The organism is Rhodocytophaga rosea, assembly GCF_010119975.1.
Lineage (GTDB): Bacteria > Bacteroidota > Bacteroidia > Cytophagales > 172606-1 > Rhodocytophaga > Rhodocytophaga rosea.
Genome location: NZ_CP048222.1, coordinates 1365752 through 1386929 on the forward strand (window position 1 = coordinate 1365752; position 21178 = coordinate 1386929).

Here is a 21178-nt window from a genome sequence, read left to right on the forward strand (position 1 = left end):
ACTTCCGTATACTGGGTGCCCAGATCTGGCTGAGAGCTGAGAAGCATAGGTTGATGGATGAGTTTAGGCTTACCTGCCATTTTTTATTATTCTGCCTGAATCTTTTACTACCTCTTTGTGGCTTGATCAAATATGCGGCAATAATTCTCACCTCCAATTTTCGAAATTTCATCCTCATTAAATCCTGAGTTTAACATGGCCTCTACCACGGAGTAAAAGAAGCCTTCTGTTTGGGTTGTCCAAGCCTTATTTGTTTTACTCCCAAACGGTTCACTTGCATTTGCAGGAACAGCGATTTTAGTGTCTGTTCCTATACAAATGTGTTCTACTCCAACTACATCTACCAGGGAACGAATGTGTTGAGCATATGCCAGGGGGTATCGGCAAGGTGTGTCCACACCCCAATCACACCACCCGCATTAGCTACGATTTTAGCTTGTTCTTTACTTATGAGCCTGGGCATCATCATTTTTGCCATTTTTTCATCTTTACCAACTTGGGTATTCAGCCCTGTATGAGAGATAATAATAGGTTTATTTGTTACTTCAAGCGCATCATTAATTGCCTCATTGCTACAATGAGCAAGGTCAATGAGAATACCGAGTCTATTACATTCTTTAATTACATTCACTCCAGATTCGGTGAGCCCTCCAAACTGTGAGGGATCGGTATAAATGTCTCCTAAAGGTACTAAAGATTGATTGTCGTGTAGTAATCCTAAATGCCTTAAGCCTCTCTTATAAGCAATTTCTACCCGTTCTAGTTTTCCCTCTACAAAATGTCCGCCTTCCACCGATTGAATAACAATGGGCTTGTTTTCTTTTCGAGCCTTTTTTATATCCGAAAAATTTAGGGCATGTTTTATATAATTGGCATTTAAAATTTCATCCATTTGGTCTAAACTTAAAATGAATCGCTTGTAAGCTTCTCCTTCTTTCGTCAGTTTAGGGCGGTCAACCTGAAAGGTCATACAGATACCCGATAGGCCTGAGGTTTTCATCTCTGTAGCCAACTCATATTTTTGGCCAACGTTCTCTTCAGTTTTAAAAGGAACATCGATATGATTGTGCGTATCAATTGCAATCGTTTTGGCAACAATGGCAGCTACTTTGGGGTCAATTTCACTAGTAGCCCAAGAGGAAAATGGGTTAACTATTATGGCAGTTCCTGCACCTGTTATAGTTGCCATAAACTTGCGTCATGACCATGCTTGATTTATACTATCCATCATTTGTGTTGCTATTAATTTTTATGCCTGTTTGATTTCAGTTGGCAGGTAACAAGTGTACATATGCTATCTCATTCATCATATACCGTGTATATCAAAAGTTAGGAAAATATTTACTACCGATAATAAAACAACTTTGTTAGTAAGATTTTAAAAGGCTGTTGTAGTGGTATAAATAGAATTATTTAAAAATTATTGATGATATATCATAGTAAAAAAGATAAATCTCAATGGTTTATTCTTAAAAAACAGGCAATATGCTAAATCTATATGGGAACAATCCATTAGTTCTCTGCTTTGAAAAATACTCAGAACCTGTTTTACGGCTTTGCCACCAACTTATTACTGCGAGGAAAGCAAGTCCAAACAGAAACCAACCTGCGTAATGAGCGAATTACTCAACACCTACTGTCACTATATTGGCTTCACCAGTAATCCGTTCATGGACCCAGGCCAGCTACCCCAGCCAGAAAAGCTCCTATGGTTCGTACTGCTTTGTAAAGACTAGTCTGGCTTAACAAAAACAGCCAGGGAATCACCAGGGCAACAATTGCTACCCCCGAAAAGGCTCCATAAGAGTGGGCCTGTTTCAAGGTGCAGATTAGTGAGCGTATCAGCAAAGGCCAGCCCATGAATGAGACCGAAACTAGCCGCAACCCATGGCTCTCTTCCTGGAAATAAGGGTCGCAAAGCGTGTGCAGCCGAAAGGAGAATAGATAGTGCAATCAGCACTTCGACAGGTTGGCTAGGGAATTGAAACCATTCTAACGTGCCAAAGAGCAGGGGGAGAGAATGTCCGATGGTAAAAGCTGTTACAATGAGCAGCAAATGTCTCAAACTGTAGCGAACTCCACCAAATTGGCCCCAGCGTCCGTTACTTACTAGTAATGGAGCTGGTAGCAAAAGCACGAGCAAAAAGAGCAAACAATCGGTGCCTTCCCCAATGTGTCGGATACCAAGCTCTACCATTGCCTGAAAACCTGTCATGAAGCTACCTTTCTCTAAGTTTACTGAAAGAGGCAGAATCCAGTTGTATACAATATCGAGTTCAATGATACCTATTTGCGATGGAGCATCTTCAGCAAGTTGACCGCTGACCCAATCCTGCCGGATAGATACCATGATCTTATGGGTAACCAGCTGATGAAGCACCGCATCATAGTGGAAGACAAACTGCCGGACATTCTCCAAGGCAGGAGGAGTCAATTGAACTTGTGCTATCAGTTCCCGATAAGTGCCATTAATCGGATATTGGGTTTGCTGTACTTCTAATGCGCCAACAAGCACTTCCCAAAAACATCCATCGGGGCTTTGAGGACGAATATGCTTGATCAAATACGTACGCAACTCGGGAACCATCCGTTGAATCAGGTTACTTGATGAATCATTAAACACTTGGCCTAATGCAGCTTGAAGTTCACTTAGAGGAATTTATACTTCTGCATCAATCCATTGGGAATGGGATGAGCCTTAGATGCGTTGGGTAAGCTCATCACAAGAAAGATTATTATAAAAACCATGAGCCATCCGCCCCAAAGGCTCATGTTGGCAAACCATTTCTTCATCTAAGAATATATTAGGCTAATTGCCGCCATAATCACTGGTACGGTCACGCCAAACGGAGTGCGGATGCGGTGTGTTTCGAATTACAATACCACCCTGATAGGAAAACTCAATCCAGACACTCGGACCATCTATACGAATGTAGTCGTTTTGAGCCGTAACGGCTGTTGATCCTGCATAAGCAATATAGGTTTCATTTAGTTCAGAAGTATATTTAGTTAAATATGCGGCGGCTGTTTCACTATCTAGATCATTGGTATATAATTTTATGGCATTCAGTACTAAGGTTTTTTGTCGGCACTTAGATCACCTACCCGGATACCTTGTTTGGTTGTAGGAAACTGCGCATCTTTTCCAGGCCCCAGCAGCACATCATTGAATGACGAGGAAAGTTTAGCCGTGCTTTTTTCGCTACTGCTTAAACCGCCCAGCATGGCAGCAAAAGCCTGCCGTTCACCTTCCATAGGCTGATAGGTTCTGCTATTAGCTGTCACGGCTGCCATCGGCTCAACAGCCCGAAAGGAAGGCGTAACACCTGCAATGCTACCAGAATTATAGGTATTAGCAAATGTATAGTGATGCCCGTCAAATTGTAATTCCCAAAGTCCACTGGTGGAAGGTGTACCTAAGAAGGCTAAGTAGAAATTGCCGGCTCCATAATCCGAACCCCCGCCATTTGAGTTCAGGTAATCGTCGGCTACTAAATTGCCCACCAGTGCATCATAGTCCTCATCAGTAGTGTTAAGTACAGCAATCATCATGTCTCTGAATGCAGCCAGTTGAGTTTCGTTAAGTGCTCCCAGATTTAGCCCCACCCGGTTCCTGTAGAGCCCTTCAGGCAGGTTCGACCAACGCTGTGCATTAGCTTTACTATAGGTTAGTTGAACGGTGGATAGCTGCGTGGCATCGAGGATGGATTTAAAGGCTTCCGCTAAAAAAATTACTAGTGCTAGTCCAGTCTGCGAGGAGCAACTTGTATTTGTAGAGGTAGTGTTAGACAGTACTGATGTAATTAAGGTCGACGAGTCAGGCGTAGTAGAGGAATTATCCTGCTGACAGCCTATCAGAGAACCATATACAAGCAAGAGCGGCATGTGCCTATAATCTGCAAAAACTCTTTAACTCCATACTTGATCCAAAAAATAAAGTTCAAATACTTCCTATTCAGCAAGCTCTTGTTCTTTATTTTATATTCTTTTACGTTGTGCAACACCCAGACCCCTTTGCTGAAACTCAAGGATCAGTATTCTGAATTTATTCCCTTGGCATCTTCCACTTTCAAAGCGCAGCCAACTACTCAAGCTAACTTCTCTGCAATAAGTCACCTAAAGCTTTTCAGTAGTTCATCACTAGCATTGTATTGCTATATTTTTACTTGGCTTCTATGACAATACCTTGATTAGCGCTATGTTTATTTGCAAATAGTATGGTACATTTCATCAAATTCCTTGTTTTTGAGTTCTGGCACCCATTTAGAATGCTTTTCTTCAATGTCTACTAACAACTCAATACAAAGTTTAATTGAATCATTATTCATCCCATTGAAAATCATTTCACTCACTTTTGCTGACTGGATATAGCTTCCATTCAAAACCTGCTTGCCTTTTGCTGTGAGACTAATGAGCTTCGCCCGTTTGTCGGCAAGGTCTACTTTTTCGAGGATTAGATTGTCTTTGAGTAATTTACTGATCACTTCCATCCCGGTAGTATATTCATAAAAGAGATAATTGATCAGGTCTGTTTTTTTTACTTCTCCCAGATGAGCCAGCCCATTCAGAAAGTAAAAGCTTTCCGGCGAAGGTAACTTAGTTTTGCTCATGGCTGCCCGATGATACAAACTATACGCACTTGTAATCCGTCCCATTATTTTCAAGAGTAAACCTTGGCTATTTTGGTAATTTGCTTTCAGGTGCTCTTTTTTAGCCAAGTAATACCGGCAAAATTGATCAAGATCTGCCTCAGGATAAAGTTGATCAAATTCATCCCATGCTACTAAAAGTTGAACCGCTTTATTCATAATCACTTTATATTTATATCTAAATGGATATAAATATAAATAAATAATTCTTATTTTGTAGTATTTATATCTTTTTAGTTATATATTTACTGATATAATGACTAAAAAGATACAAATATGATTACCCATTTAACTTTTGGCATTTATCCTGGTGGAGCCACTGGTACTGATTCAAGTCCTGAATTAACGAAAGGAAACCCGGATAATCCACAAAAAATAATAGAGGCACTTAATACGTTACAGGGGGAAAGCAAGATTTTTTTAATTCGTTGTTATGTAGGGTATTATGGCAAAGGTGTTTGTAAAAATATTACGCCTTCTAACCCCATTCAATATGTTGCCCCTAATCGTAAACTTGATTTGGTCCTCTGCTATCACTCCCAAAATGGAGATATGGATGACTGGGCTCAATTTGTGAAACATCAAATTACTATCTATGGAAGGTATTTAGCTAAAATACAGCTTACCGAAGAACCGAATTTACATAGAATTCCGGCAGTAGATGGGGATTCTATCAATGTTCGACAAGCGGTAGTAAGCGGAGTGATTGCAGCTAAACAAGAAGTTAAACGGTTGAATCTTGATATAGCAGTTGGTTTTAATAGCGTAGCAAATTTTGACCCTACTTATGATTTTTGGCGGGAAATTCAATTACTTGCTTCACAGGAGTTTTACCAGTCATTGAATTATGTGGGATTGGATTTTTTTCCTGATGTGTTTCGTGCTGTAGCTGTAGAACACTTGCCGGAGGCCATTCATATGGTCTTGAACCATTTCCGAAATATCAACCTTGCAGAAGCTGGAATTGCCCTAAGCACGCCCATTCATATTACTGAAAATGGATGGCCTACATCACCGGAAAGATCCGAGCAAAAGCAGGCCCAAGTGCTCGAGATAATTATCCGTTCTATCCATAAAGCACAGGAACAATTCAATATAACCACTTATGAACTCTTCGATTTAAGAGATGCCGATTCTACAAACTCCAATATCTTCTATCAATTTGGCATTATGTACGATAATTATTCCCCTAAACCTGCCTTCCATGTCTTTCAACACCTGATTGCCGAATTAGGCAGATAATTATTCTTGAAAAGTTGTTTCACATACCTGCCCTGCTCCTGTTTTTGAATAGAAGCTAATATAGAATAGATGCAGCTCAAGGGTAATAAGTATTATTTTTAAGTTAACACAAAGGGACATTTTCGTGACTGCCCTTTTAAAATTGAATACAGTTATAAATATGGACAAGAGGGAAAAGAATATGTTTCATAAATCTATGCCGCCTATTGATAGGAATTTTAGATAGATAATTTTGTTACCCTATATGAAGAAAAGACCGATTTGCTCCAAGCAAAAAAGCCTTTCACATTTTATGCGAAAGGCTTTATCATCAAGCAAAAAGTGTATAAAACGAGTCAATGTCTCCTCTATCCAATCAAAAGCTAGTTATCTAGTAGAAAATCTAGCCTGCAGGCATACCTCATTGTGGGAACAATCAATAAAGAAGGGTTCTTGAAAGTCTATCTGTGGAGTAAACTTATAAGCAGCATCCTTGACAATGGTTACCAGCTGATTTTCAAGCAAAGCTGGGCTATTGCTCAGCATCTGCTGGTACAATCTAGGTTGAAGACAAGACAAGTGGATTTGATACTGATTCCTTTGGCTTTCTTCAATATGTAGTTCATAGCTGATGGCTTTCCCAAAGATTTTACGTGTGATAGTTTCTTGCATACAAAGATGTTTTAATATAATTATTACCAAACCTTACCTGCCCAATGTCTTAGCTTTAGTAGCTATATATGCCTTACAGACACAAAAAGTAAATGCATGAGAAATATAAGGTAACGAAAACCTTAATTTTCTTACATGAAATGATTATTGAGGGCTTGCTCATCCAAGGGTTTTTACCACTATCAGTATATAAAATTCCCCTTTCTGATAACTTTCACAAGGCACTTTATTAATTTCTACTGTTTCCTCCTATGATTGCCTCTTTATTTTTCCTGTTCTAATACTACTCTCATGGCAACTTTTCCCCCCTTCACCCTTTCTATGGCCTCGTTCATTTGGGAGAAGGGAATCACCTCCACCCTGCTTTCAATCGCATGTTCTGCTGCAAAAGCTAACATATCCATCATAGCTTGTCGACTACCCGTATAATTGCCATAAATAGTTCGTTGCGCGTAATCATACAAGAGTCCGGCACTCATAGATAGCTTATCGGGTGTCTGGGCTACCAGGCATAACTTGCCTTGTGGTTTGAGCATTTTTAGATAGGTGTCCAGCTGAAAATTTGCATTTACTGTGGAGAGAATAAAGTCAAATTTCCTATGCAGCTCTGCTTGACTATCTAGAGTTGAACTATCTATATACCGGGCTCCTAACTGATGAATCAACTCCTTTTTTTGCGGAGAATGTGAAAAAGCGAAGACCTTATGCCCCATTTTATCAAGAAATTGCGTGGCTAACTCCCCGAGCCCTCCTACCCCTGACACAGCCACTATAGAATTTTTTTTCAAGTTTGCCCTTATGATTCCTGTGTAAACCGTAAGACCTGAAGATAGCAAAGGAACTGATTTTGCCGGGTCAAGGATTGAGGGAAGTTTAAAGGCAAATCTGCTATCAACAATTATATATTCTGCTAAACCTCCATAGCAATCAACGGCAATCACTTTCTGATCAGGGCAAAACTGCTCGTTTCCTTCCCTGCAATATGTACAGGTAAAACAAGCTTCTTGCTGATAGCCAATACCCACACGATCTCCTTTTTCTAAAGTAGTGACTTGCCGGCCTGTTTCTTCAATGAGGCCAACTATTTCGTGACCTGGCACCAGGGGAAATGTTGTGTCGCCCCACTCATCTTCTATCCCCTGAATGTCTCCTTTGGCCATACCACAATGCGTGATTCTGACTAAAACCTCATTTGCAACCAGATTTCTTTCATAGGAAAAGGGCTGGGCCTTCCCACCCTTGTTTTTAATGGCATAGGCTGTGATTTTCATAGGGATTCAATGTCTTGGCTAGCATTGATAGATCGTTGTTGAATTGATGGCCACCTTTACGTATTGCACGCACCCTTGCCTTAGGAAGACATTTTGCATACAGCTCAGGATGATCAAAAGCTACCTCCTTGTCATCCTTGCTATGATCGAGGAAAAGGGGAACATGTTTGGGTAACTTATCCGCAAAATCCTTGTGCAGGATAAAGCCTTGCTTCCAGTCTTCCTGCCCACGCCAGAAAGGAGTAGAAATCAGAAAAAGGCCTGCTATCCTTTTTCGTATCCTGGTCTCCGACAGGTATTTCAACAGCATAGAAGCGCCCAGCGAGTGTCCCACCAACATAATTTCGCCTTTAATGTAGGAAATGTGCCTGCCGATTTGCTTTTTCCGCCCAAAATCTTTTGTTTGTTCATGGGGCAAAAACGGGTAATGCACCAGATAGGCTTCTCCTAAGCCCTCTTGCAAAGAAGCAACCAGTGTCGCATCAGCGGCATAATCTTCTTTACCTCCTCCCCCAAATATAAAAAGCACATGCTTGTTCATAGTGAAAGTGAACGATCTTTGAAATAATTGATTTGATAATTATTTATTGTGTGATGAGGCAGGCCACCTGCTGCTTCACATTTCTTCTTTCCATTTGCTACAAAAGGGTTGCATACAGTCTGTCGATTCGCATAATGAAATCTTCTGAGAAAGGCCTGCAACAATAATTTTCAACATCTCTTTGTTTTTAAGTTTTTATGAGATTGCCGCAACGGCTGCTTTTACCGGTCCAAAAATAGTAGAATTGTGGCAGTTGAGTACAGGGGAATTCTGACAATTGAAGGGGTGATTGCGACAAATAGTTGAAATATGGAGATCCCTTAAAAGAGTAAGCACTAATTTATTGATAACTAATACTATAGTTACCACTAAGGGGAAGTTAATTTAACTCCTACGTTAATAAATCACTACATTGAACTCACTTTTTAATATATTTCTTAACTGGCTCTCCTCTTTAATCATGTATTCCCATTGCTGTTCCTTCGTTCTGTGAATCAATTTTTGATTAAATAGTGTGCTTCGCCCATCTAGTGTTGGCTTGGTACAAACCTTGTTTTTAACAAAATAGGAAGTAGGCTTGGTTTGCTTATCCCGGCAAAGTGGGATAAAGTTAGTTATCGGTTGAGATTTTGTACTAAAGACATACTTGGGAGTAAAATCTACTTTATTGGCTGACATTAGCAATATATACTCGCTAGCCGAATATTTCTCTATCTTGAAATAATTCTGACCATCGGTTTGAATTTCATTTTCTTTAATGGCGACGGGTCGTAGAAATAAATTACCATATCCCACATCCACTAACCAGGACTACTGATGCTCCACTATTATACACATATGGTCAAAGGCTGGTCCTACTACTGACTGACTATCAAAAATACGAGCCGCTATAATTTTACTTTCAAAGCCAATCTGTGTTAATAACCAATGAAAGAGTAGATTTAATTCATAACAAAGCCCACCTCGATAATTTTCTACTACTTTCTGATAGATAGCCTCTTTTTCTAAAATAATTTCTTTCCCATAGTGAATATCCAGGTTCTCAAAGGGAACATTTAGCATATGGTACTGATGTAAGCTACAAAGCACCTCTAAGCTTAGCTCAAGTGGTCCCTGATAAGCGATTCGCTTTAAATAAGAATGTTTGTCCATTTTCTTTTGGCTGCTAGTAAGACCATTCGCAGCTGTGGCTTCATGCATCTGCATTAAAGTAGCCGGGTAACTGGAGGAGTCTTTATATTTGTTGAGAAAAATAATACAATTTTGTCATCTTGAGAAATGGAAGCAGAACTAGGGGCGTGTAGGCTCATTACTTGAGTTTCATTTTTAATTAGGCTTGCCTTATACTTAATCCATACTATCCTAGTAAATCTTCTTGCAATTGATCCAGTTTAGAAATAAATATCAACAAGCAGCAAATGATTACCAGTTACCAGAAAGTGGTAGTTAATGTAACTAACCTTGATAAAAACAGGATATACTAATGTGCTACTATAACATAGAGGGCAAGTAAAAACACTAACACAATTATTGCTGCCCATTCTATATCCCTCCAAGCATGCTTCTCTTTTTTGATCACTATTCTGTAATATGCCCAATAGGTAAACATAACCGTGGATACTAAAACTGCAAAAAACATATATAATCTTTAAGCGCTACAGATGCTATAGTAATATATTCTGCTTTAGTTCTACTCCCTAACATTATCTGCATTTTTAATCCTAACCATAAGAAGGTTTCATTAACCGGCAACATTTCATACCGAATTACGATTAACTTTTATTGCCCTTGTAAAGATAAATCCTATCAAATAAGGAGTAAAGAACTAGACCTTATTTCTCACCTTTTGTCCTTTTCAACCCCACTTAACAGATATGTTCTCAGTTCAAATTTGAAATAAAACCAGCTTAATGTAATGAAAGAAAAAAGTAAAATTAACAGACGTCAAGTTATTGGTGGCCTAGGAATGAGTTTAGCCTCCGTAGTGGCCCCACCAGTGTTTGCAGCCTCACAAGCTCAGCAACCATCCCCATTAGATGTGCAAGCTCTCACAGATCCTACCACTTTGTACCCAAAACCACCCTTCAAAAGTCAATCTCAACCCTGGCCCGGGCTTGCCTCCAAAATGGACCCTGTGCCCGATCATGGCGAGAAAAGCTACAAAGGCTCCGGCCGGTTGATGGGACGTAAGGCTTTGATCACCGGAGGGGATTCCGGAATGGGACGTGCGGCTGCCATTGCTTATGCACGGGAAGGAGCGGATGTAGCTATTAATTATATGCCGGATGAGGAGCCGGATGCCCGTGAAGTGATTGCCCTGATAAAGGCAGCCGGACGAAAGGCCATTGCCATTCCTGGAGATATCCGGGAAGAAGCTTTTTGTCAAAGACTAGTAGCAGAAGCCGTTAAGGGGCTGGGAGGCCTAGATATTTTGGTGAGTAATGCGGCAAGACAGCAAGCTAAGCAGTCTATTCTTGATATTTCCACCGAAGAATTTGATGCAACAATAAAAACCAATATTTATGCTCCCTTTTGGATCATTAAAGCAGCCCTTCCCCACCTAAAGCCAGGGGCAGTTATCATTGGTACTACTTCTGAGCAAGCCACTGATCCCTCTGCCGATCTATACGACTATGCCCAAACCAAAGCGGCTACCACGAATTATGTCAGATCCCTTGCCAAACAGCTAGCCCCAAAAGGGATTCGCGTCAATGGAGTAGCCCCTGGACCCATCTGGACTCCTTTGCAAGTGAGCGGGGGAGCCACACAGGAAAAACTCAAAGGCTTTGGAGGGGATACTCCACTAGGCAGGCCTGGTCAGCCGGTAGAACTAGCTTCCATTTATGTACAACTTGCCGCCAGTGATGCAAGCTATGCCATAGGGCAAATCTATGGAGCTACCGGCGGCGGCGGTCAACCTTAATATAAGGTATTGGGGAAAAATTTTGTCAGGCAGCTTATTGTATAAACATAAGCTAATAAGAAATTTACAGGAGTTGTCTGTAGATAAAGAAAGGGGATAAATGAATTACCTCTTTCTTGAAACCAAAATTGGTTATATTCTTCTTAAGTCTATGTTTAAAAACAGGGTCCTGACAAGAATGTATGCTGCTTTTTGTGTAAGGAAATGGATGTGGTGGCAATCGTAGCCCAAAACTCTTCGCAGGCTTTTGGACTATGATTGCATGTATAGCCAGAGTAAATCATTTCAAGAGTGCCTGAGCGGGTACAACAAAGCAAAATAAAGATTTGTAGCGTAGGTGTATTCCCTCAGGCAGGCTTTTGCAACTACACTTTTGAGATTGTAAACCTTTTGATTGGCCCTTTTTATAATCATTATTTTGATACAGGCTTTGTCTTATCTGCAGATTTTAAATACTTGTCAAAGAAAGGGATCATTTCATTGTAGATCCTTCCCTCAAAACCTCCTATCATGCTTATATGACCCCTATGTATTCTTCAGCAAAATGCTTTACCCCATTTGCTTCTAATTTCTTACTGAATTGAAGGCAAGTGATTGGAATGTGAGGAAATTCTTCGTTCCGGCCCCAATCTATTTTTAAGGCATTTAATTGTTTCAGGGCTGATAGATGCTGATCAATCATATTTACTGGAAAATTAGCTTCCCACTTGGCTAGGATCTCTTTATGGACGACCATACTGTCGCCAACAAACGTAACAGGCATAGCTGCTGAGAGAAAGTTTTTGCCTTCGTCGGGCGAATAGGTTCGGGCCAGGTCGGCCATTAGCTGGATATAGAACTTCTCCCGTTTCCCTTGGGGTAACTCATCTGTTATTTGTTTGGCGCTATATTCATTCCGGAACGAATCCATCCCTTTAAAGGCAGGATTAGTCAAGCTATATTCAGCAGCCCAGTTCAGGGTGGCTGGGCTGAGCGCATACACAGCACCAAAGGTATCGGGAAACAGCATACCTATTTTTAAGGCGCCATAGCCGCCCATGGAATGCCCGCACAGGCCTCGACTATTACGATTAGCCAGGGTACGATAGTTCTGATCGATGTAGTTGACAACGTCTTTTCCAATGTAATCGGCCCAGTTTCCCGTCAGCGCTGAATTGGTATAATAACTCCCGCCAAACTTAGTGTCGCTACTCGGCAAGACTAAAATCATGGGGTGTAACTTGCCACTCAGAATGGCCATATCCATTAGTTCCTTGAACCGATTATAGACCATCATTAAACTATCATTGACCAAAAAACCATGTAAAAAACAGAAAACGGGATACCGCCGGGCTCCTTCCTGGTAACCGGGCGGCAGGTAAATGGTCAACCGGCGCATGGGGTCTTCACCACCCCGGTTTCCCTGAAGAGATGGTGCCAGAAATCTTTCTACAATAACTTTTCCCTTTCTGCTTTCTTGGGCCAGCACTGGGTTCAGCAAAAAGGAAAAGCTTAGGATAATTATTAGTTTCATACATGAAATTTGAAGGGGTATTCCAAAATATAGATGGCTTCTCATTCGCCGATTGCTGTAGTATCAATACCAACAGTATAGGATTTATGGCATTATCATATTAGCATGCCGGGCAATGAGTTTCCTGCATCAAAAGTGAAAAGTTTCCTGTAACGATTAGTGGTACAAAAACGACTTTTTAAGTTTTCCTTAACATATTATTCGTGTAAGCCAAAAAGTCGTTCGGGTGCCTGATTGTCAAGCCCAAAAAAAGAGGGAGGAGTAAGCCCGGTAATAACTTTATAATCACGGACTAAGTGCTGATAGTCGTAATAACCACACTGAAGGGCAATGCTCAGCCAGTCCTTTTTGGGGTGGGCCTTCTTCATCAGGAATGCTTTGTCGAAGCGGGAAATCCTGGCCAGCAGGGAAGCAGGTATGCCCATCCGCTCCCTGAACTTGCGCTCAAATTGCCTCTGGCTCAAACAGGATTGATTCGCCAGCCAATCCATCGAAACAGGGTTTGTATGCTGTAGTAGAAATTGAGCCGCCCGGTCAATGCCGTGCGCATCCTTTTGGGATCGCCTGACCAGCCTCCATACGAAGGATTCGGCCCGTTCAATCATTTCTGCATACGATTCAGCATTTTTTAATTGTTCCGTCAGTTGCCTTATCTCTGATGAAAAAACAGCTTCGGCATCGATATAGGTATTGGTCAGCTGGTAGGAGGGAATACCGGTTAAGCGGTATAAAACCCCAGGTTGAAACTTGATATTCAGGTATAAAAACTCCCGTCCCACATACCGATGGGTCACGAAGGTGTGTTGGCCATGGATGAAAACCTGTGGCCTTTTGGTTTTTTTGTGTTCTCCCGGATATACAACATATTCGGGGTCCCGGAGAAAAAATTCAATGGAGTCGCCGGTCTTGGGCGTATAAGCTTTCACCGGAACAGGTTCATTGGGAGGAAATACCAGATGGACAATACCGATGTTTTCCAGATACTCCCGCAGAAGGGGGCTGGGCAAAAAACCTTTCAGGAGCATATCCGATGATGGTTATTTAATCTGCTAAAGTTAACCCTTTCACGCCACTTTCTACCCATTTGTTCATTGAATAACTTCCTGAAAAGTGGTTCAATGAAATATAGAAAAACCCATTATTCACAATCAAATTTGGTCAATAAAGCCTGGCCATTACACCAGTTCTTTGTGAGCCAACAGAATTCTGATTTTATTCTACAAAAGCGTATCACGAAAGGGGAGGTTTATTTACTCGTCAACCTATAACCGGATAAGGCTGGCTTTACTTATGTTAAGTATTATTTATTGGGAGGAATTCATCGTAAACCGCTACCTTGTTTTGCTCAATCAATTGCTTTACTTTAAAGGCAGGCTTACCTATTTTTTATACTTAAATTTTGAAAAGTTCATAAAAGGCGCTACACGATCTAAGAAACACGAAAATGAAGACATTAATTTCACTTCCAGTCATATTTCTCTTTTTCAGCTTGACCTATCTTCATGCGGAGGCACTCGATGAGCTGCAAGGAGGTCATGCTGGATGGAAAGCGGGGGTAGCCCGGGTAGTAATTACACCTCAACAATCGATGTGGATGGCAGGCTATGCAAACCGCGACCATTCTTCTGAAGGTACCTTACATGAGTTGTGGGCAAAAGCTTTAGTACTAGAAGATGCAGGTGGTAAACGGGCTGTATTGGTTACCGCAGATTTACTGGGAATTCCCAAGGAATTATCCCACCACATCCGCAACCAGTTAGAAAGTAAGTATCAGTTATCCAGGGCGCAGGTTATACTCAATAGTTCACATACGCACTCTGGCCCGGTGTTACAGGGTGCGCTGCTAGACATATATCCCTGGACGCATTGCAGCAGAAGAAAATTGAACAATACTCCAGTAAGCTGGCTGACCAGATAGTGTCTTTAGTTGGAAATGCCTTGAAGGCTTTGAAACCAGTACAGCTCTATGCACAAAATGGAGTTACCCGCTTTCAGGTGAACAGGCGGAATAACAATGAATCAACATTGCTCCAGCAGAACGAGTTAAAAGGCCCAAACGATTATGCAGTTCCTGTACTAAAAGTGATAGATGAAAAGGGTAAATTAATGGCTGTTGCCTTTGGGTATGCCTGTCACAACACCGTTTTGAATGGCTATCAGTGGTCGGGAGATTATGCTGGCTTTGCCCAGTTACAATTAGAAAAGTCATATCCGGGTGTAACAGCGTTATTTTTTCAAGGAGCTGGTGCAGATCAAAATCCTTTGCCTCGCCGGACAGTGGCTTTAGCCCAGCAATATGGAAAAACGCTGGCTGCTGCGGTGGAAAGAGTGCTGGCTGAAGATATGCGTAAACTCCCGCCTCAACTCGCAACGGCATATTCCGAAGTAGAATTGTCGTTAACTAGTCCGCCAACGAAAGAAGAATTGTTAAAAATAGCTGAAACCTCTTCCGATTATCAGAAACGATGGGCCACACGTTTGGTGAAGCAAATTGAGCAGGGACAATCATTTAAAACAAGCTATCCTTATCCGGTTCAGATCTGGCAACTTGGTGATCAAACCCTGATTAGTTTGGGAGGTGAACTTGTGGTAGGGTATGCCATCGAACTCAAACGAATCTTTGGTCCGGATATATTTGTCTTGGGTTATTCTAATGATGTGATGGCGTATATTCCCTCCTCAACTATACTCAAAGAAGGTGGCTACGAAGGTGAATCCTCACAAATGGTTTACGGATTACCCAGCAAATGGGCACCCACTATTGAAGCAAGCATATTCGGAGAGATCATGCGGTTAGCCGAGCAAGTTGGGTTGCAAAAAGTCAAATAAAACCAGTGGAACTACAGCACACATTGGCTGCTATTGTGTAAAATAGGGCAAAGAATTATATAAAATGAAAACAACAAACCTGATTCACCGACAGATGAAATATCATTTTATTGGCCTGCTGCCTTTTTTAATCTTTCTCTCTGTTTCCTGTTCTGAACAGCAACAACATTATACAGATCCATTATCGCCGGAAGAAGCATTAAGCAGTTTTCAACTCAACGATGAATTTACTATTGAACTATTTGCCGCAGAACCCTTTGTGAAGGACCCTGTTGAAATGATATTTGATGAGCAAGGAAATGCCTATGTGGTAGAAATGCCCGATTATCCCTATAAACCCGAACCTGGAAAAGCCACCGGACGCATCCGTAAGCTTGTAGATAAAGATGGCGATGGCCGGATAGATGAATCCATCGTATTTGCCGATAGCCTTTCAGAAGCAACCAGTATGTTACCCTGGAAGGACGGACTGTTGGTAACGGCTGCACCCCATATACTGTATCTGAAAGATACCAATGAAGATTTTCGTGCAGATACCAGAGAAGTGCTTTTTACTGGATTTTTTGAGAATAACTCAGAAGCACAAATTACTAATCTCCGCTTTGGGGTGGATAATTGGATCTATGCTTCTAATCATGGACAGGATGGCAGCGTAACTTTTAGCAGAAAGCCAGAGGCAGCACCGCTTTCCATGCGGGGAGCAGATTTTAGGTTTCGTCTTGACCGGGGAGAATTTGAATTGGAAACAGGACCTGCCCAGTTTGGACAGGCGCTTGATGACTTTGGGCACCGGTTCATCACACAGAACACCTTACACATCCGGCAAGCAGTTATTCCAGGGAGATATTTACACAGGCATCCGTACTTACCTTCAATCAATGCGGTGGAAAATATCTCTGATCATGAACTAGACATGTTCCAGCAGACACCACCCCTTACTGGCGCGCTGAACGTACAAAGCGCCGGAACATACAATATAAGGAACAAAAACTGGATAGAACTGAATACGCAGATGATCATTTTACCGGGGCTTCCGGCGCAACTTTCTATGCGGGAGATGCTTTTCCTGAAACATTCTATGGCAACATTTTTACAGGAGATGTGGCTGGTAATCTAGTCCATAGAGACATTATTACGAGGCATGATACCAGCGCCACCTTTATTGCATCGCGTGATCTGGCAGAGAAAGACAGAGAGTTTTTGAGTTCCACTGACCCCTGGTTTCGTCCGTGCAATTTTACTGTAGGGCCCGATGGCTACTTATATGTAATCGATATGTATAGACAACATATTGAAACACCTGTGTCTATTCCGGATGATCTGAAGGAAGATATGGACTTCAAGAGAGGAAGTGAGTATGGAAGAATCTACCGTATTGTGCCAAAAAATGACAGATCGAAGAGGAAGGCGTTTACAAATATGAAGAAAATGGAGACACTAGAGTTGGTAGAGAATCTTTCTCATCCCAACCAATGGTGGCGCCTTCAGGCACAAAGACTTTTGCTGGAACGTCTGGATACATCTGTTGTTACTTCTTTAAAAACCATGTTTAGAGAAAATAAGGACCCAAGAACCCGTTTGCATGCTTTTTTTGCATTGGAAGGGCTAGGTGCGCTGGATGCCACCCTTGTTAAACAGGCCATGCAGGACACTCACCCTGGCGTACGGGAATATGGAATCATCCTGGCTGAGCGTTATCCGGAATGTTTGCCTTTAATTATAGAAAAAGTAGATGATCACTCAGCCAGGGTAGCCTTGCAGGCAAGTCTGAGTCTGGGAGCGTTTTCTGCTCGACAAGCAGCCCCAACCTTAGCAAAAGTTTTAGAGAGATACGGACAAAATCCATGGTTTAGAATGGCTGTATTAAGCGCTGATGCCGGATCTTCGCTTGACTTGCTGGAATTGCTATTGAAACAGCATTCATTTTTCAGCAGAGATACCCCAGAAAAAGTCGCCTTCCTGGAAGATTTTTCCTACGTAATTGGCTCCCGTAACCGGGAAGGGGAAGTCAGCCGCTTTTTACAATTATTAGCCGCTGAAGACCAAATGAAAGAAAAAAACTGGCAGTTTGCAGGTTTAAAAGGGTTGGAGAAAGGTTTGAAAAAATCTGAAAATAAACTTACAGCAGATGCCCATTTGAAACAGGTATTACAACGCTTGCAGGCTGATTCTACGAGCGAGGCTAAAGCAGCTATCGAAACTATCAGCAAATAAGTAGAGTAATAAAAAATTTGAATTACTAATGATGAAGCAAGCATATTCCAGGCGAACATTCCTTCAAAAGTATATATATGTAAGTACCATGTTTTTAAGTGGTGGTCTGATGCTAAGCAGGTGCAATCAGAGAAAGACTTCACAACAAGAGGAAAAACCAACTGTTGCTGCGGATGCGTGTACTGACTTTTCCGGAGTGAGTGAAAAAGATATGCAGGCACGCCAAAAATTAGGCTATGTAAAAGATTCGCCTATGTCAGATATGCAATGTAGCAATTGTAACCTCTGGCTCCCCCTCCTGCTGGTATAGCGTGCGGTAAATGTATGATCCTGAAAGGCCCTGTTTACGGGTCAGCTTACTGCACGTACTGGGCTCCTCAAGTATGAACTAATAATAGTATGATATTTTAAGTATACAGCCATTAGCTCTCAGTTTTCAGATAAATAAGGGGGTTAGCCTATTTACTAGTGGCGTATATTGAATACAATCCTGTATCGTTGGTTTGAACTTTATATTTGTTTTCCGGCACTTTATCAAGCGGTCTTCTCCTGATATAAGTTGTCAACACTTTTTATTTTCATATCCAAGTCAATATGGCCAAAGGGAAATATTATTGAAGTAAAAGTTGGTAGCTATTCCTTTCTCTCTTGCCCATAGATAAAGATTCAATAAAAGGGCTGTTTTTATAACTCAATACAGAAGCTATCAAAAGTAATGACAGCTTCTGTATTGGATCGATGCTTCTATATTCATTAAGATTTGATAAAAGACAACAGATCCTTATTTATTGTTGCCGCTTCTGTGGTGGGCATACCATGAGGAAAACCTGGATAAGAAACAAGTTTGCCATTTTTTAACAGTTTGACAGCCTTTACAGCTGTAAGCTCAAAGGGAACGATTTGGTCATCTTCTCCATGCATCACTAGTACAGGTATATCTACATTTTTAAGATCTTGTGTAAAATCTGTTTCTGAAAAAACCTTGATACAATCGTAATGAGCTTTTATAGCCCCCATCATTCCCTGCCTCCACCAATTATCGCGTATCCCTTGGGATACCTTTGCCCCTTCACGGTTATATCCATAAAACGGCAAGGTAAAATCTTGAAAATATTGTGGCCTCCTGGTAGCTGTACCTTCCCTTATTTCATCGAATACAGACAGAGGAATCCCTTCAGGATTAGCTTGAGTTTGCAGCATAAGAGGAGTTACAGCACTGATCAGCACGGCTTTGGCTACCCGGCCTTGTCCATGCTTAGCTACATAGCGAATCACTTCTCCTCCACCGGTTGAATGACCAATGTGTATGGCATTCTTTAAATCAAGGGCTTGAGTAAGCTCAGCTACATCGGCTGCATAGGTATCCATATCATGCCCATCAGGGGTTTGGCTAGATCTGCCATGTCCTCTTCGATCATGAGCAATAACTCTGAAACCTTCCTTGAGGAAGAACATCATTTGTGCATCCCAGTCATCGCCTGATAGTGGCCAACCGTGATGGAAAACAATGGGTTGGCCGCTTCCCCAATCTTTGTAGTAAATCTCCGTACCATCTTTAACTTGAATCTTGCTCATAGTGTTAGGGGTTAATTAGTAGGGTAAATAGTAGTTATAGAAATGCAATTTTAAATATATGCTTTTGCATGTATAGAGAGTCATTTTATATAAATAATCCAATAAATTCTTTATTATTTATCAGTAAATTATAAGCTTTTGTTCAGGTATGGGATCGTCTGTGCAACAATAGTATTATAGAGAATGGGTAGTAGTCAACCCTAAAAAATAATAATTGAGGGATGATTGTTATGCCTACAAGATATGGGTTTACACCTATTACCCTTTTCGGGTAACTTATAAAAGAACTATATTGTAGGTCTGCTCTCTTTCTACTCTCCATTTTGAGTGGAAACTCCATTTTACATCTGATTTAGTTACGCCTTCAAACATTTTGTATATTGAAAGCTTTTCCAACTATTTTATTTACCAAAACACACTAAACCAGATGACTATTAAGAATTCCCGCCGTAATTTCTTACAGAAAATTACTGTTTCAGCCCTCGCTTTGCCTTTGTTACCTTCCTATACTCCGGAAAATTTATATACTGAACCTTATCAGGGATCTGCGCTACGGGTAGCCATTATGGGCCTTGGAAGTTATGGAACAAGGGTTGCCGAAGCCATGCAGTCTTCTAAAATGGCCAAACTAACCGGAGTGATCAGTGGCACACCCTCTAAAATCAAAGAATGGCAAGGCAAATATAAAATTGCCGAAAAGAACTGTTACAACTACGAGAATTTTGACCAGATAAAAAATAACCCTGACATTGATGCCGTATATATTATCACCCCCAATGCCCTCCACCACCCACAGACCTTGCGGGTAGCTAAAGCCGGCAAACATGTGATCTGCGAAAAACCAATGGCAATAAATGCGCAACAAGGAAAAGAAATGGTGGATGCCTGCAAAAAAGCCAACGTACATTTACTGGTAGGCTACCGGATGCATTTTGAACCTAAAACGCTAGAGATCATCCGTATGCGGAAAGAAGGTGAATTAGGAAAAGTGTTATTCTTCCAGGGGCTTTCCGGTTTCACAATAGGTGATCCCAGCCAGTGGCGGTTAAACAAGCAACTATCAGGTGGGGGAGCCATGATGGATATTGGCATTTATTCCATTAATGGAGCCCGTTATATGCTAGGAGAAGAACCAATTTGGGTAACTGCGCAGGAAACCAAAACGGATCGGGCTAAATTCAAAGAAGGCGTTGACGAAACCATTCAGTTTCAACTGGGCTTCCCCAGTGGAGCAATGGCCTCCTGTTTGTCTACCTACACCATGAACAACCTGGATCGATTTTTCCTGAATGGCTACAAAGGATTTGCCGAACTGCAACCTGCTACCGGTTATGGACCCATCCTGGGCCGCACCCATAAAGGAGAATTAACCCAGCCACACATCACTCACCAGACCCTGCAAATGGATGAGATGGCAGCCATCATTCTGCAAGGGAAAAAACCGGTGGTTCCCGTAGACGGAGCAGAAGGAGTGAAAGACTTATCAATTATTGATGCCATTTACCAGGCTGTCAAGACTGGTAAAAAGATAGACCTGAAGGTATAAATTTAAGCAGCCACAGGCTGCTGCAAAATGAATCTGGTTGTATATAGTAATCCTCATTGAGTAGCAGCTCATCTGCTATGGTGCTACTCATGTGTTATTGGCCATTAATGCCGATTAATTATCAGTGTAATCTGGTCTACTTTTTCTTTTCCAATCTAAAGGGTCTTGTCCTATGATAGGTTGACAGTTTTGTTGTCTGATAAAAACATAAAAAGCCCGTCATC

At 41.4% G+C, this 21178-nt stretch carries 18 protein-coding genes and 3 pseudogenes; 8 read left to right on the plus strand and 13 right to left on the minus strand.

Features of this window, described 5'->3' with window-relative positions; all coding sequences use genetic code 11:
- Positions 1-107 precede the first annotated feature (107 nt).
- The 6 genes and pseudogenes from GXP67_RS38190 to GXP67_RS05905 form a co-directional block, all read right to left on the minus strand.
- On the minus strand, positions 108-398 hold the full coding sequence (locus GXP67_RS38190; RefSeq protein ID WP_197901648.1) for a membrane dipeptidase: 291 nt from the start codon (positions 396-398) through the stop codon (positions 108-110).
- Positions 341-1189: a dipeptidase gene (locus tag GXP67_RS05890; RefSeq protein ID WP_197901649.1), complete on the minus strand. Its 849-nt coding sequence runs from the start codon at positions 1187-1189 to the stop codon at positions 341-343. Before GXP67_RS05890 ends, GXP67_RS38190 begins: the two co-directional genes overlap by 58 nt.
- Before the next feature lie 543 nt (positions 1190-1732).
- Positions 1733-2515, minus strand: a complete 783-nt coding sequence (locus GXP67_RS37220) for a HupE/UreJ family protein (RefSeq protein WP_232064983.1) — start codon at positions 2513-2515, stop codon at positions 1733-1735.
- Between the two features lie 134 nt (positions 2516-2649).
- Entirely contained in the window at positions 2650-2793 is a 144-nt protein-coding gene (locus GXP67_RS37225) for a hypothetical protein (protein WP_232064984.1), read from the minus strand.
- A gap of 16 nt (positions 2794-2809) precedes the next feature.
- Positions 2810-3885: pseudogene (locus tag GXP67_RS05900) on the minus strand (DUF3500 domain-containing protein).
- Between the two features lie 317 nt (positions 3886-4202).
- The gene (locus GXP67_RS05905; RefSeq protein ID WP_162442289.1) at positions 4203-4655 is read right to left on the minus strand and encodes a MarR family winged helix-turn-helix transcriptional regulator; all 453 of its coding nucleotides are present in this window, start codon (positions 4653-4655) and stop codon (positions 4203-4205) included.
- 270 nt (positions 4656-4925) lie between these two features.
- On the opposite strand from GXP67_RS05905, the gene GXP67_RS05910 reads away from it, so the two are divergent.
- Positions 4926-5891, plus strand: coding sequence for a hypothetical protein (locus tag GXP67_RS05910; protein WP_162442290.1), 966 nt, complete (start codon positions 4926-4928; stop codon positions 5889-5891).
- 366 nt (positions 5892-6257) lie between these two features.
- Here the strand turns inward: GXP67_RS05910 and GXP67_RS05915 are convergent, their stop codons facing one another.
- The 4 genes and pseudogenes from GXP67_RS05915 to GXP67_RS37235 all read right to left on the minus strand — a co-directional run bounded on the left by GXP67_RS05915 (position 6258) and on the right by GXP67_RS37235 (position 9560).
- Positions 6258-6542: a CDP-diacylglycerol diphosphatase gene (locus GXP67_RS05915; protein WP_162442291.1), complete on the minus strand. Its 285-nt coding sequence runs from the start codon at positions 6540-6542 to the stop codon at positions 6258-6260.
- 263 nt (positions 6543-6805) lie between these two features.
- A complete protein-coding gene (locus GXP67_RS05920) occupies positions 6806-7813 on the minus strand; it encodes an NAD(P)-dependent alcohol dehydrogenase (RefSeq protein ID WP_162442292.1) in 1008 nt (335 codons plus the stop codon).
- Positions 7788-8354 (minus strand): alpha/beta hydrolase, encoded by a 567-nt coding sequence (locus GXP67_RS05925; protein WP_162442293.1) that lies wholly within the window; start codon positions 8352-8354, stop codon positions 7788-7790. Before GXP67_RS05925 ends, GXP67_RS05920 begins: the two co-directional genes overlap by 26 nt.
- A 396-nt stretch (positions 8355-8750) precedes the next feature.
- A pseudogene (locus tag GXP67_RS37235) lies at positions 8751-9560 on the minus strand (arylamine N-acetyltransferase family protein).
- 760 nt (positions 9561-10320) lie between these two features.
- Between GXP67_RS37235 and GXP67_RS05940 the strand changes: the two are divergent.
- On the plus strand, positions 10321-11277 hold the full coding sequence (locus GXP67_RS05940; RefSeq protein WP_394351961.1) for an SDR family oxidoreductase: 957 nt from the start codon (positions 10321-10323) through the stop codon (positions 11275-11277).
- A gap of 514 nt (positions 11278-11791) precedes the next feature.
- Here GXP67_RS05940 and GXP67_RS05945 read toward each other — a convergent pair.
- Positions 11792-12790, minus strand: coding sequence for an alpha/beta hydrolase (locus GXP67_RS05945; protein ID WP_162442297.1), 999 nt, complete (start codon positions 12788-12790; stop codon positions 11792-11794).
- Between the two features lie 197 nt (positions 12791-12987).
- Positions 12988-13815: a helix-turn-helix domain-containing protein gene (locus GXP67_RS05950; protein ID WP_162442298.1), complete on the minus strand. Its 828-nt coding sequence runs from the start codon at positions 13813-13815 to the stop codon at positions 12988-12990.
- A 419-nt stretch (positions 13816-14234) separates the two neighbouring features.
- On the opposite strand from GXP67_RS05950, the gene GXP67_RS37985 reads away from it, so the two are divergent.
- The 5 genes and pseudogenes from GXP67_RS37985 to GXP67_RS05965 all read left to right on the plus strand — a co-directional run bounded on the left by GXP67_RS37985 (position 14235) and on the right by GXP67_RS05965 (position 18143).
- Positions 14235-14708 (plus strand): neutral/alkaline non-lysosomal ceramidase N-terminal domain-containing protein, encoded by a 474-nt coding sequence (locus GXP67_RS37985; RefSeq protein WP_317170108.1) that lies wholly within the window; start codon positions 14235-14237, stop codon positions 14706-14708.
- Positions 14657-15619, plus strand: a complete 963-nt coding sequence (locus tag GXP67_RS05955; RefSeq protein WP_317170109.1) for a hypothetical protein — start codon at positions 14657-14659, stop codon at positions 15617-15619. Before GXP67_RS37985 ends, GXP67_RS05955 begins: the two co-directional genes overlap by 52 nt.
- 94 nt (positions 15620-15713) lie before the next feature.
- Positions 15714-16499: pseudogene (locus tag GXP67_RS37240) on the plus strand (PVC-type heme-binding CxxCH protein); the annotation flags it as partial.
- Between the two features lie 110 nt (positions 16500-16609).
- Positions 16610-17833, plus strand: coding sequence for a HEAT repeat domain-containing protein (locus tag GXP67_RS37245; RefSeq protein WP_449421289.1), 1224 nt, complete (start codon positions 16610-16612; stop codon positions 17831-17833).
- A gap of 28 nt (positions 17834-17861) precedes the next feature.
- A complete protein-coding gene (locus GXP67_RS05965; RefSeq protein ID WP_162442299.1) occupies positions 17862-18143 on the plus strand; it encodes a hypothetical protein in 282 nt (93 codons plus the stop codon).
- Between the two features lie 443 nt (positions 18144-18586).
- Here GXP67_RS05965 and GXP67_RS05970 read toward each other — a convergent pair whose 3' ends face one another.
- Positions 18587-19408 carry an alpha/beta fold hydrolase gene (locus GXP67_RS05970; RefSeq protein WP_162442300.1) on the minus strand — a complete coding sequence of 274 codons (822 nt, stop codon included), beginning with the start codon at positions 19406-19408 and terminating at the stop codon, positions 18587-18589.
- A gap of 427 nt (positions 19409-19835) precedes the next feature.
- Here GXP67_RS05970 and GXP67_RS05975 point away from each other — a divergent pair, with 427 nt between their 5' ends.
- Complete coding sequence (locus GXP67_RS05975; RefSeq protein ID WP_162442301.1) at positions 19836-20954, plus strand: Gfo/Idh/MocA family protein; 1119 nt, start codon at positions 19836-19838, stop codon at positions 20952-20954.
- Positions 20955-21178: the final 224 nt, after the last annotated feature.

Excerpts from the sequence above, each read along its gene's own strand:
- GXP67_RS05945 (WP_162442297.1), bottom strand. The coding sequence starts at position 12,790 with ATGAAACTAATAATTATCCTAAGCTTTTCCTTTTTGCTGAACCCAGTG.
- GXP67_RS37985 (WP_317170108.1), top strand. The coding sequence starts at position 14,235 with ATGAAGACATTAATTTCACTTCCAGTCATATTTCTCTTTTTCAGCTTG.
- GXP67_RS05925 (WP_162442293.1), bottom strand. The coding sequence starts at position 8,354 with ATGAACAAGCATGTGCTTTTTATATTTGGGGGAGGAGGTAAAGAAGAT.
- GXP67_RS05950 (WP_162442298.1), bottom strand. The coding sequence starts at position 13,815 with ATGCTCCTGAAAGGTTTTTTGCCCAGCCCCCTTCTGCGGGAGTATCTG.
- GXP67_RS05975 (WP_162442301.1), top strand. The coding sequence starts at position 19,836 with ATGACTATTAAGAATTCCCGCCGTAATTTCTTACAGAAAATTACTGTT.
- GXP67_RS37225 (WP_232064984.1), bottom strand. The coding sequence starts at position 2,793 with ATGAAGAAATGGTTTGCCAACATGAGCCTTTGGGGCGGATGGCTCATG.
- GXP67_RS05965 (WP_162442299.1), top strand. The coding sequence starts at position 17,862 with ATGATGAAGCAAGCATATTCCAGGCGAACATTCCTTCAAAAGTATATA.
- GXP67_RS05920 (WP_162442292.1), bottom strand. The coding sequence starts at position 7,813 with ATGAAAATCACAGCCTATGCCATTAAAAACAAGGGTGGGAAGGCCCAG.
- GXP67_RS05910 (WP_162442290.1), top strand. The coding sequence starts at position 4,926 with ATGATTACCCATTTAACTTTTGGCATTTATCCTGGTGGAGCCACTGGT.
- GXP67_RS05915 (WP_162442291.1), bottom strand. The coding sequence starts at position 6,542 with ATGCAAGAAACTATCACACGTAAAATCTTTGGGAAAGCCATCAGCTAT.
- GXP67_RS05940 (WP_394351961.1), top strand. The coding sequence starts at position 10,321 with ATGAGTTTAGCCTCCGTAGTGGCCCCACCAGTGTTTGCAGCCTCACAA.
- GXP67_RS05970 (WP_162442300.1), bottom strand. The coding sequence starts at position 19,408 with ATGAGCAAGATTCAAGTTAAAGATGGTACGGAGATTTACTACAAAGAT.
- GXP67_RS05905 (WP_162442289.1), bottom strand. The coding sequence starts at position 4,655 with ATGGGACGGATTACAAGTGCGTATAGTTTGTATCATCGGGCAGCCATG.
- GXP67_RS05890 (WP_197901649.1), bottom strand. The coding sequence starts at position 1,189 with ATGGCAACTATAACAGGTGCAGGAACTGCCATAATAGTTAACCCATTT.